Source organism: Hydrogenophaga sp. (assembly GCF_036675665.1).
GTDB lineage: Bacteria > Pseudomonadota > Gammaproteobacteria > Burkholderiales > Burkholderiaceae_C > Hydrogenophaga.
In genome coordinates this window covers 1-10,037 of record NZ_JAKFEO010000117.1, presented here as the reverse complement: position 1 = coordinate 10,037, position 10,037 = coordinate 1, and the positions used below count along the sequence as shown (strand labels likewise).

Annotated in this window: 14 protein-coding genes; 8 read left to right on the top strand and 6 right to left on the bottom strand. The window is 65.4% G+C overall.

From position 1 onward, the window contains the following. The 5 genes from V6M63_RS24425 to V6M63_RS24405 form a co-directional block, all read left to right on the top strand. The coding region (locus tag V6M63_RS24425) for an adenosylhomocysteinase (protein ID WP_332746174.1) at nt 1-585 on the top strand (585 nt) is incomplete at its 5' end. Nucleotides 586-703: 118 nt separating this feature from the next. After that, entirely contained in the window at nt 704-1,462 is a 759-nt protein-coding gene (locus tag V6M63_RS24420) for a TlyA family RNA methyltransferase (protein ID WP_332746173.1), read from the top strand. A 42-nt stretch (nt 1,463-1,504) separates the two neighbouring features. Next, a complete protein-coding gene (gene metF, locus V6M63_RS24415) occupies nt 1,505-2,335 on the top strand; it encodes a methylenetetrahydrofolate reductase [NAD(P)H] (protein ID WP_056267727.1) in 831 nt (276 codons plus the stop codon). Continuing rightward, nucleotides 2,332-2,739, top strand: a complete 408-nt coding sequence (locus V6M63_RS24410) for a septal ring lytic transglycosylase RlpA family protein (RefSeq protein WP_442909648.1) — start codon at nt 2,332-2,334, stop codon at nt 2,737-2,739. Before metF ends, V6M63_RS24410 begins: the two co-directional genes overlap by 4 nt. 135 nt (nt 2,740-2,874) lie before the next feature. Beyond that, nucleotides 2,875-3,474 carry an OmpW/AlkL family protein gene (locus V6M63_RS24405; RefSeq protein WP_332746171.1) on the top strand — a complete coding sequence of 200 codons (600 nt, stop codon included), beginning with the start codon at nt 2,875-2,877 and terminating at the stop codon, nt 3,472-3,474. 9 nt (nt 3,475-3,483) lie between these two features. Here the strand turns inward: V6M63_RS24405 and V6M63_RS24400 are convergent, their stop codons facing one another. From V6M63_RS24400 to paaA, 5 genes are read right to left on the bottom strand one after another with little or no spacing between them, the layout of a single operon-like run. Next, a complete protein-coding gene (locus V6M63_RS24400) occupies nt 3,484-4,596 on the bottom strand; it encodes a 2Fe-2S iron-sulfur cluster-binding protein (protein WP_332746169.1) in 1,113 nt (370 codons plus the stop codon). 4 nt (nt 4,597-4,600) lie between these two features. After that, the gene (gene paaD, locus V6M63_RS24395; protein WP_332746167.1) at nt 4,601-5,125 is read right to left on the bottom strand and encodes a 1,2-phenylacetyl-CoA epoxidase subunit PaaD; all 525 of its coding nucleotides are present in this window, start codon (nt 5,123-5,125) and stop codon (nt 4,601-4,603) included. A gap of 8 nt (nt 5,126-5,133) precedes the next feature. Then, a complete protein-coding gene (gene paaC / locus V6M63_RS24390) occupies nt 5,134-5,985 on the bottom strand; it encodes a 1,2-phenylacetyl-CoA epoxidase subunit PaaC (RefSeq protein WP_332746165.1) in 852 nt (283 codons plus the stop codon). Then, nucleotides 5,985-6,281: a 1,2-phenylacetyl-CoA epoxidase subunit PaaB gene (paaB, locus tag V6M63_RS24385; RefSeq protein WP_332746163.1), complete on the bottom strand. Its 297-nt coding sequence runs from the start codon at nt 6,279-6,281 to the stop codon at nt 5,985-5,987. Before paaB ends, paaC begins: the two co-directional genes overlap by 1 nt. Beyond that, nucleotides 6,278-7,291 (bottom strand): 1,2-phenylacetyl-CoA epoxidase subunit PaaA, encoded by a 1,014-nt coding sequence (gene paaA, locus V6M63_RS24380; RefSeq protein WP_332746161.1) that lies wholly within the window; start codon nt 7,289-7,291, stop codon nt 6,278-6,280. The genes paaB and paaA overlap by 4 nt, the downstream gene beginning before the upstream one ends. 160 nt (nt 7,292-7,451) lie before the next feature. Here paaA and V6M63_RS24375 point away from each other — a divergent pair, with 160 nt between their 5' ends. After that, complete coding sequence (locus V6M63_RS24375; protein WP_332746159.1) at nt 7,452-8,111, top strand: CAP domain-containing protein; 660 nt, start codon at nt 7,452-7,454, stop codon at nt 8,109-8,111. Between the two features lie 7 nt (nt 8,112-8,118). Here V6M63_RS24375 and V6M63_RS24370 read toward each other — a convergent pair whose 3' ends face one another. Further along, a complete protein-coding gene (locus tag V6M63_RS24370; protein WP_332746157.1) occupies nt 8,119-9,036 on the bottom strand; it encodes a 23S rRNA (adenine(2030)-N(6))-methyltransferase RlmJ in 918 nt (305 codons plus the stop codon). Nucleotides 9,037-9,242: 206 nt separating this feature from the next. On the opposite strand from V6M63_RS24370, the gene rplM reads away from it, so the two are divergent. Beyond that, entirely contained in the window at nt 9,243-9,674 is a 432-nt protein-coding gene (gene rplM / locus V6M63_RS24365; protein ID WP_056267763.1) for a 50S ribosomal protein L13, read from the top strand. A gap of 12 nt (nt 9,675-9,686) precedes the next feature. Then, nucleotides 9,687-10,037 (top strand): 30S ribosomal protein S9 (gene rpsI / locus V6M63_RS24360; protein WP_332746154.1); only part of this gene is annotated, 351 nt, incomplete at its 3' end.

Genomic DNA, 10,037 nt, shown 5'->3' with positions numbered 1-10,037 from the left:
CAGGTGTGGGTGACCGAGATCGACCCCATCAACGCCCTGCAGGCCGCGATGGAAGGCTACAAGGTCGTGACCATGGAGTACGCCGCCGACAAGGCCGACATCTTCGTGACCACCACCGGCAACAAGTCCATCATCACGCACGACCACATGGCCGCGATGAAGGACCAGGCCATCGTGTGCAACATCGGCCACTTCGACAACGAGATCGACATCGCCTCGATCGAGAAGTACAACTGGGACGAGATCAAGCCCCAGGTCGACCACGTGACCTTCCCCGATGGCAAGAAGATCATCATGCTGGCCAAGGGCCGCCTGGTGAACCTGGGCTGCGGCACCGGGCACCCCAGCTTCGTGATGTCGAGTTCGTTCGCCAACCAGACCATCGCGCAGATCGAACTGTTCTCGCACCCCGACAGCTACGACATCGGCAAGGTCTACGTGCTGCCCAAGCACCTGGACGAGAAGGTCGCGCGCCTGCATCTGAAGAAGGTCGGCGCGATGCTGACCGAGCTGACCGACGAACAGGCGGCCTACATCGGCGTGCCCAAGCAGGGCCCGTACAAGCCCGACACGTATCGCTATTGAACGCACCCCCGCCGCGCTTTGCGCGACCCCCTCAAGGGGGCGATGCCTGTGGACCGGCGGAGCCGGATCCGCGGCATCTCTGGATGGCGGGTTGGCGTTCGTGGCATGGACATTGTTGATGAGAGCCGATCAGCTTCTTGTTGAACGTGGGCTGGCGGCTTCCAAGTCGCAAGCCCAGCGCCTGATTGCGTCGGGCGTGCGCTGGCGGCTGCTGCCGGGCGACTGGAAAACCGTCTCGAAGAACGGCGAAGAGCTGCGCGAGACGGTGGAACTGCAGGCGGTGGACAACGCCGAGACGAGGTTCGTCTCGCGCGGCGGCCTCAAGCTCGACGGCGCCCTGCAACGCGTGGCACTCGACGTGCGCGGCCTGCGCTGCCTCGATGTGGGCCAGAGCAGTGGTGGTTTCACCGACTGCCTGCTGCAGCGCGGCGCGCTTCAAGTGGTGGGTGTGGACGTGGGCCAGGGCCAGCTGCATCCGCGGCTGCGCGGCGATGCGCGCGTGGTCTGCATCGAGAAATGCAACGCTCGCGACCTGTCGGCCGATGCGCTGCAGGCTGCGGGCGGACCACCACCGTTCGACCTCATCGTGGGCGACCTGTCGTTCATCTCGCAGACGCTGGTGTGGCCAGCGCTCGTGCCGCTGCTCAAGGCGGGCGGGCATGTGCTCATGCTGGTCAAGCCGCAGTTCGAGCTGCAGCCCGAGCACATCGGCAAGGGCGGCCTGGTCAAGAGCGAGGCCAGCTACCCGTTGGTGCGCGAGCGCATCGAGCAGGTGGTCAAGGACAGCGGCCTGGAGCTGCTGGATTACTTCGAGAGTCCGATCACCGGGGGTGACGGCAACCGCGAATTTCTGGTGTTCGCCCGCCACCCGGCCTGAGGCCGCTGGCGGTGTCGAACCCGCACATTTCTGGAGAACCCCATGGGCCTGCCCGTGAGTCTTGAATTTTTTCCGCCCAAGACGCCCGAGGGCGTGGACAAGCTGCGCGCGGTGCGCCAGCAGCTCTATGGATTGAAGCCCGAGTTCTGCTCGGTCACCTACGGTGCCGGCGGTTCCACGCAGGAAGGCACCTTCAACACGGTGCGCGACATCCTCGCCGAGTCGGTGCCCGCGGCCTCGCATTTTTCGTGCATCGGTGCCACCCGGGCATCGGTGCGGGAGCAGCTCGCCACGCTCAAGGCCATGGGCGTGAAGCGCCTGGTGGCCTTGCGCGGTGACCTGCCCAGCGGCTACGGCGCAGGCGGCGAGTTCCACTACGCCAGCGACCTGGTGTCCTTCATTCGTAGCGAAACCGGCGACGACTTCCACATCGAGGTGGCGGCGTATCCCGAGGTGCACCCGCAGGCGAAGTCGCCCGAGTCCGACCTGCAGGCCTACGCGACCAAGGTGCGCGCGGGCGCGCACTCGGCCATCACCCAGTATTTCTACAACAGCGACGCCTACTTTCGCTTCGTGGATGACGCCTTCAAGCTGGGCGCCGATGTGCCGGTGGTGCCCGGCATCATGCCCATCACCAGCTCCACCCAGCTGATGCGCTTCTCGGATGCGAGTGGCGCCGAGATCCCGCGCTGGATCCGCCTGCGGCTGCAGGCTTTCGGCGATGACACGGCGTCGATCAAGGCCTTTGGCCTGGATGTGGTGACCGACCTGTGCGACCAGCTGCGCAACGGTGGCGTGCCGGCGCTGCACTTCTACACCATGAACCAGAGTGTGGCCACGCTGGAAATCGCGAAGCGGCTGCAATTGTCATGAGCTTCAAGCCCGCGTTCACGCTCGCGCTGGCCACCGTGTTGTGGCTGGGCGGTTGTGCGACGCAGGTGCCGCCCATGCCCGAGGGGGAAGAGCCCTCAGTGGCGCCGGAGGCTCGCGAGATCGAGCGCGGCCAGGCTTCCTGGTACGGCGAGCCCTTTCACGGGAGGCGCACCGCCAGCGGCGAGATCTTCAACATGAACGAGCTCACCGCCGCCCACAAGACCCTGCCCTTCGGCACGCTCGTGCGGGTGCGCAATCAAGTCACGGGTCAGGAGGTGGCGGTGCGCATCAACGACCGTGGTCCCCACGTGCGGGGCCGCGTCATCGATTTGAGCCGCGCGGCGGCCGAGCGGATCGGCCTCATCCCGCTGGGTGTGGCGCCCATCGTGTTGCTGCGCGACTGAGCTTTTGATCCTGGTCAAAGGTCAGCGATGCGACTGGGCGCCCATGGGCCCATATTGACGCAGCGCAATATTTCGCAGATCAAGGTCTTCTGTAATCGAACTCGGGAATGTTCCCGGTTCGATCACTGAAAAAACATGAAAAAGACCTCCGTGGCGCTCGCCTCCCTCGTGCTGCTGGCATCGGGCGCGGCCATTGCGCAAGACTTCACCGCGGGCTCGCTGCTGGTGCGTGCTCGCGCTGTTCACCTGGACAGCGCCAACAAGGACAGCACCGGCCTGAACCTGTCGATCAACGACAAGACGCTGCCCGAAGTCGACTTCACCTATTTCTTCAGCCCCAACCTGGCCGCCGAGCTGGTGTTGACCGTGCCGCAGAAGCAGCGCGTGTACGCCGGCGCCGCGCAGATCGGGACCTTGAAGCACCTGCCGCCCACGCTGACGCTGCAGTACCACTTCAACCACAGCAGCGGCATCAAGCCCTACGTGGGTGCTGGTCTGAACTACACGCGCTTCAGTTCGGTGGATCTGCTTGGCGGCGGTGCCGACCTCAAGCGCAACAGCGTGGGTCTGGCCTTCCAGGCGGGTGTGGACTTCCCGCTGTCCAAAAACCTGTACCTGAACGTGGACGTGAAGAAGGTCTACATCAAGACCGACGTGATCGCTGGCGGCAACAATATCGGCACCTTCAAGGTCGATCCAGTGCTGGTCGGTGTGGGTCTGGGCTGGCGCTTCTGACGCGGCGCTTCAGCGCTCGTCGTAGCTGATCACCAGGCGTTCGCTCGTGGGGCGCGCCTGGCAGCTCAGCACGAAACCCTTGTCGGTTTCCCAGGGCTCCAGCGTGTAGTTCTTCTCCATTGCCACCGAGCCCTCCACCACCTTGGCGCGGCAGGTGCAGCACACGCCCCCCCGGCACGACCAGGGCAGGTCGAGCCCGGCATTGAGTGCCACGTCGAGCACGCGCTCGTCGCGGTTCATGCGCAGTTCGTGTGGCTTGCCGTCGAGCAGCACGGTGAGCGCCACGTCGCCCTCGGTGCGCACGGCCGCATCGGCATGGCCGAGCACCACGGCCCTGCGCGCTTCGGCCGTCAGGGCTTCGAGCGTGGGCGAGGTGAAACGCTCGGTGTGCACGCGATCGGACCGAACGCCCGCTTCGAGCAAGGCTTTCTCGGTCGCTTCAATCATGGCCTCGGGCCCGCAGATGAACACCTCGTCCATGCTGGCCACCGGCAGCAGCGTGGCGATGAGCGCGCGCACCTTGTCGCCGTCGATGCGGCCTTCGAGCAGCGGCACCTCTTGCGCCTGCCGCGAGAGGATGTGGATCAGTGTGAGACGCCCGGCGTAGCGGTCCTTGAGGTCCTGCAGCGCTTCGTTGAACATCACGCTGTCCATGCGGCGGTTGCCATAAACCAGGGTGAACTTGGCCTGCGGCGATTCTTCGAGCGTGCTGGCCATGAGCGAGAGGATGGGCGTGATGCCCGAACCCGCTGCAAAGCCCACACGGTGCAGCGCGCGAGGCTTGTGCACGGTGAAGCGGCCGTCCGGCGGCATCACCTTCAGTGTGTCGCCGGCCTTCAGCTCGCTGGCGGCCCAGTTGGAAAACACGCCGCCGTCCACCGGCCGGATGCCCAGCGTGAGCTCACCGCGTTGCGTGAGCAGGCTGCGTGGGCTGCTGATGGAGTAACTCCGTCGCACGTCCTGCCCGCCAATGGTGGCGCGCACGGTGAGGAACTGGCCAGGCTCGAACGCAAACGCAGCGTGCTGCTCGGGCGGGATGCTCAAGGTGATGGCCACCGCGCCAGCGGCCTCGGGGCTGATGCGGGCGATGGGCAACTCGTGGAAGCGGGGTGCGGTGCTCATGGCATCAATAGGGTTTGAAGTAGTCGAAGGGCTCAAAGCAATCCAGGCAGCGGTACATCGACTTGCATGCTGTCGAGCCGAATGGAGAGGTCTCGGTGGTGTGGATGGATCCGCATTGAGGGCAGGGCACGTCCACGCGCTGCAGGGCCTGGCGCGAAAACTTCAGCGCGTTGGTCCCTGCGTTGGCGCTGCTGCCGCACTGTGGCGGCGCGATGCCATAGGCGCGCAGCTTCTCGCGCGCGACCTCGCTCATCCAGTCGGTCGTCCAGGCCGGTGCGAGTTGCGTGACCACGCGCGCGCCGATGCCGGCCTTTGCCAAGGCGGCGCGCACATCGTCCTCGATCTGGCCCATGGCCGGACAGCCACTGTAGGTGGGCGTGATCACCACCTCGGGTGTGCCGTCGGCGCCCCATCGCACCGCGCGCAGGATGCCCAGTTCGCTCAGGCTGACCACCGGAATTTCGGGGTCGCTCAGGTCGGCGAGCGCGGCCCAGATATCGGCGTGGTCGTGAACGGCGGCCACAGTCATGGCGCTGCTCACCAGACGGCTTGCGGATGCGCGCGCGCCAAGCTCTGCATCTCCGCGAGCAGGAAACCCATGTGTTCCGAATGCACACCCAGCTTGCCCTGCGGCACGTAGCCTTGCACAGCCGGGCGCGTGAGCGTGGCCTCGTTCACGGTGTCGTCCACCAACGCGTCCCAGTCGGCTTTGAGGCCGGCCACATCGACGCCCGTGCCGCTGTTCGCCGCCTGCGTTTCGGCCTCGCTGCCGATCCAGAACTCCTGGCAGTAGGGCAGCAGGTGGTTGAGCGCGGCTTGCGCGCGCGCGTGCGATTCGTCGGTGCCGTCGCCGAAGCGCACCAGCCAGTCGCTGGCGTGGCGCAGGTGGTAGCGCACCTCTTTCAACGACTTGGCGGCGATGGCGGCCAGGTGCGCATCGGCCGAGGTCTGCAGCTTGTCCCACACCAGCACCATGAGCGCGCTGTAGAGGAAGTTGCGGGTGATGGTGGTGGCGTAGTCGCGGTCGCCCGAGGCCGTGCTGGCCAGCGGCCCGCTGTGCGGCAACTCCAGCAGCGTGAGGTTGCGGAACTCGGCGGTGTCGCGGAAATAGGCCAGCGTGTCCTCGGTCACGCGACCGTCGGTGCGTGCGCCCTGCAGGTGTTGAAAGCGCTGCGTGAGGTCGGCATCGTCGTTGATGAGCGCGGCGGCGTGCTGGTAGAGCATGCGGGCCTGGCCGAGCAGATCGAGGCTGTTGTTGGCCAGGGCCAGGTCTTCTTCCAGCACGGGCCCATGGCCGCACCACTCGGCGTTGCGCTGGCCGAGCACCAAGGCGTTGTCGGCGAGGTGCAGCAGGTAATTCACGGGTGCATGGGTGGGGGCAGAGACCATCACATGTGCCCCACTTTGTCGGGGATCTCGTAGAAGGTCGGGTGGCGGTACACCTTGTCGGCTGCCGGGTCGAAGAAGCTGTCCTTGCTGTCGGGCTCGCTGGCCGTGATGCTGTTGGACGGCACGACCCAGATGCTCACGCCTTCCTGCCGGCGCGTGTAGACGTCGCGCGCCATCTGCAGCGCGTGGGGCGCGTCGCTGGCGTGCAGGCTGCCGCAGTGCTTGTGCTCCAGGCCCTGCTTGCTGCGCACGAAGACTTCCCAGAGCGGCCATTCCTTGAGTGCCGGAGAGTTCATGCGGCCTCCTTCATGGCTCGTGCCTGTTGTTTGGCCGCGTGGGCCAGAGCCGCCTCGCGCACCCAGGCGCCGTCGTTCCAGGCCTTCACGCGTGTGGCCAGGCGTTCCTTGTTGCAGGGGCCGTCGCCATTGACCACGGCCCAGAACTCGTCCCAGTCGATCTGGCCGTGGTCGTGGTGGCCGCGTTCGGCGTTCCATTTGAGTTCGGGATCGGGCAGCGTCACACCCAAGACCTCGGCTTGCGGCACGGTGGCGTCGATGAACTTCTGGCGCAGGTCGTCGTTGCTGATGCGCTTGATGCCCCAGCGCATGCCCTGCACGCTGTTGGGGCTGTCGGCGTCGGGCGGGCCGAACATGGCCAGGCACTTCCACCACCAGCGGTTCACCGCGTCCTGCACCATGGCCTTCTGCTCGGCCGTGCCCTGCATCATGGTCATCAGCGACTCGAAGCCCTGGCGCTGGTGGAAGCTCTCTTCCTTGCAGACGCGGATCATCGCGCGCGCATACGGGCCGAAGCTGCAGCGGCACAGCGGTATCTGGTTCATGATCGCCGCGCCGTCCACCAGCCAGCCGACCACGCCGACGTCGGCCCAGGTCAGGGTGGGGTAGTTGAAGATCGAGCTGTACTTGGCCTTGCCCGAGTGCAGCGCGTCGAACATCTGGTCGCGGCTGGTGCCCAGGGTTTCGGCCGCGCTGTAGAGATACAGGCCATGGCCACCTTCGTCCTGCACTTTGGCCACCAGGATGGTCTTGCGCTTGAGACTGGGCGCGCGCGAAATCCAGTTGCCTTCGGGCAGCATGCCCACGATCTCGCTGTGCGCGTGCTGGCTGATCTGGCGCACCAGCGTCTTGCGGTACGCATCGGGCATCCAGTCGCGCGGCTCGATCTTGCCGTCGGCGTCGATCACGGCGTCAAAGTGCGCCTGCAGGGCGGCGTCGTGCGGCACCGACTTGAGCGGGTTGCCGGCTTTGGCGTCGGCATCCGGAACGTTGAACGACTGGGTGTACATGCGCGTCTCCTGCGCCACGGGCCGGCGCGTGGATCGCAGTATATCCAATTAGCCGACCGAGCGGTCGGCTAATTTTTCCGACGCAGATTCATCGTGTCTCCGCACCGCACCGATACAAGCGCTTACCGGAGGTTGCGGCGCCTCACCTACAGTCGCTCGCATGAACTCTGCTGTCACCACTGCGCTTTCCCATCTGGAGTCCTCGTCGTCCGCTGGCCGTGTGCCGGTGGTGCTTGTGTTGTGTGCGTTGTTGCTGGCTTGCGGTGGCGGCGGTGGCGATGACCCGCCTGTCCCGGATGGCGTGATCGGCACCACGCCCACCACCGTTTCAGGATCTTCGGGTGCCACCGGTAGCGGTGCCGGACTCATTGCGCTGGATGCCAGCACCAGCTGCGGTCTGCCGGAATTCCGCATCGACCTTCTGCAACAGATCAATGCGGCGCGCTCGGTGGCCCGCACCTGCGGCAGCGCCGCGATGGCGGCCACCGGGCCCCTGACCTGGAACGACCGCCTGTTTTCCGCCGCTGCGCGACATTCGCGCGACATGGCGACCAGAAACTACTTTTCCCACATCGGTCTGGATGGTCGCAACCCGGCACAGCGCGTTGCCGACGAAGGCTACGCATGGTCCTGGGTGGGGGAGAACATCGCCGCGGGGCAACCCGCCGTGTCGACGGTGATGGGCAGTTGGCTGGCCAGCCCGGGCCATTGCGCGAACATCATGCGACCCGAGTTCCGGGAGGTGGGCGTGAGTTGTGTGCAGCAGGCGGGCAGTACCTATGGTCGTTACTGGACCATGGCGCTGGGCCGTCCGCAGTGATCGAGCTTCAGCCGCCCGATTCCAGGGTTTGTGACTTGCCGCGGCCGCGGCCGAGGTGAGCCAGCAACTGAGGCAGGGCTGCCTGCAACACGGCCTTGAGCGTGTGGGGCGGGTTGATCACGAACATGCCGCTGGCGGTCAGCCCGGGCCGGTCTTCAGGACCGTGGGTCGGGTCCTGGCCGATGGCCAGCGAGGCGTTGAGCCAGGGCTTCTGCGCTTGATTGGCCAGCGTCTTGAGCCGGCGCGGCAAATCGTGGGCCTCGGGTCGCGGAATCACCGGGTACCAGACCAGGTAGGTGCCGGTCGGAAACCGTTTGATGGCTTCTTGTATGCAGGCGCTCACTTTTCCATAATCGCTCTTGATCTCGTAGCTCGGGTCGATCAGCACCACGGCGCGTTTGGAGCCCGTGGCCGACGGTGGTGGGGGCAGCAGGGGGCGCAGGCCCTCAAAACCGTCTTCGCGCGCCACCGCGATCTGCCGCCCGGCGTCGAGTTGGGCGATGTTGGCGGCCAGTGTCTTGCTGTCGGTGGGGTGCAGTTCAAACAGCTTGAGCCGGTCGCGCGATTCGGTCCGCATGAGCTGCTGCATCACGAAGGGCGAGCCGGGGTAGACGCGCAACGCGCCGGAGGGGTTGAAGCCCGCGATGATGTCCAGGTAGTCGTCGATCGCGGGCGACACGTCCTTGGCCGGTGGCTGGTCGGCGGCGCGAAGGGCCGCCATCAGCTTGACCACACCGTCCTTGGCCTCGCCCCCGGTCTCGGTGTAGTCGCCATCCAGGCGGTACAGACCGGCACCGGCGTGGGTGTCGACCAGGGTGATGCCGGCCTCTTTCTGCATCAGGTGACGCAGCGTGGCGATGAGGGTGGTGTGCTTGAGCACGTCGGCGTGGTTGCCGGCGTGGAAGGCATGGCGATAGCTGAACATGCACGGATGGTAGCCGTTTGGCCACATCACCAGACCCCCGGGCGCGATCGATTTGCCATGCAGGGCGGTAATTTCGTACAATCGAGGGCTTCGCAGCGAACTGCTGGCTCCGCGGCGAAGTATCCAAAACCCACCTAAGAGCGTTCCGTCAGAGAACGACCGACCGTGGAAAAGAGCCGCCAAACCACCTCTTCAAGAGAAAACTCATGACCAAAACGTTCAGCGCAAAACCCGCTGACGTGACGCACGAGTGGTTTGTGATTGACGCGACCGACAAGGTCCTCGGACGAGTAGCCAGTGAAGTTGCTCTCCGTTTGCGCGGCAAACACAAGGCCATTTACACGCCTCACGTCGATACCGGTGACTTCATCGTCATCATCAACGCAGCCAAGATCCGCGTCACGGGCAACAAAGCCCTCGACAAGGTCTACTACCGCCACTCGGGTTACCCCGGCGGTATCTATGGCACCAACTTCCGCGACATGCAGGCCAAGCACCCAGGCCGCGCGCTCGAGAAGGCCGTCAAGGGCATGCTGCCCAAGGGTCCGCTCGGCTACGCCATGATCAAGAAGCTCAAGGTGTACGGCGGTGCAGAGCACCCGCACACCGCCCAACAGCCGCAAGTGCTGGAACTCTAAAGGAGCCTTGAGATGATTGGTGAATGGAACAATGGAACCGGCCGTCGCAAATCGAGCGTCGCCCGCGTTTTCCTGAAAAAAGGCAGCGGCCACATCACGGTCAATGGCAAGGACATTCAGGCCTACTTCGGCCGTGAAACCTCCATCATGATCGCCAAGCAGCCCCTGCTGCTGACCAACCACGCCGAGACGTTCGACATCCAGGTCAACGTGCACGGTGGTGGCGAATCCGGTCAAGCCGGCGCCGTGCGCCACGGCATCACCCGCGCCCTGATCGACTACGACGCCACGCTCAAGCCGGGCCTGTCGCAAGCCGGTTTCGTGACGCGCGATGCCCGCGAAGTGGAACGGAAAAAAGTCGGT

Bases quoted from the DNA above. Each gene is read 5' to 3' on its own strand.
- V6M63_RS24420 (WP_332746173.1), top strand. From the start codon at position 704: ATGAGAGCCGATCAGCTTCTTGTTGAACGTGGGCTGGCGGCTTCCAAG.
- metF (WP_056267727.1), top strand. From the start codon at position 1,505: ATGGGCCTGCCCGTGAGTCTTGAATTTTTTCCGCCCAAGACGCCCGAG.
- V6M63_RS24410 (WP_442909648.1), top strand. From the start codon at position 2,332: ATGAGCTTCAAGCCCGCGTTCACGCTCGCGCTGGCCACCGTGTTGTGG.
- V6M63_RS24405 (WP_332746171.1), top strand. From the start codon at position 2,875: ATGAAAAAGACCTCCGTGGCGCTCGCCTCCCTCGTGCTGCTGGCATCG.
- V6M63_RS24400 (WP_332746169.1), bottom strand. From the start codon at position 4,596: ATGAGCACCGCACCCCGCTTCCACGAGTTGCCCATCGCCCGCATCAGC.
- paaD (WP_332746167.1), bottom strand. From the start codon at position 5,125: ATGACTGTGGCCGCCGTTCACGACCACGCCGATATCTGGGCCGCGCTC.
- paaC (WP_332746165.1), bottom strand. From the start codon at position 5,985: ATGGTCTCTGCCCCCACCCATGCACCCGTGAATTACCTGCTGCACCTC.
- paaB (WP_332746163.1), bottom strand. From the start codon at position 6,281: ATGAACTCTCCGGCACTCAAGGAATGGCCGCTCTGGGAAGTCTTCGTG.
- paaA (WP_332746161.1), bottom strand. From the start codon at position 7,291: ATGTACACCCAGTCGTTCAACGTTCCGGATGCCGACGCCAAAGCCGGC.
- V6M63_RS24375 (WP_332746159.1), top strand. From the start codon at position 7,452: ATGAACTCTGCTGTCACCACTGCGCTTTCCCATCTGGAGTCCTCGTCG.
- V6M63_RS24370 (WP_332746157.1), bottom strand. From the start codon at position 9,036: ATGTTCAGCTATCGCCATGCCTTCCACGCCGGCAACCACGCCGACGTG.
- rplM (WP_056267763.1), top strand. From the start codon at position 9,243: ATGACCAAAACGTTCAGCGCAAAACCCGCTGACGTGACGCACGAGTGG.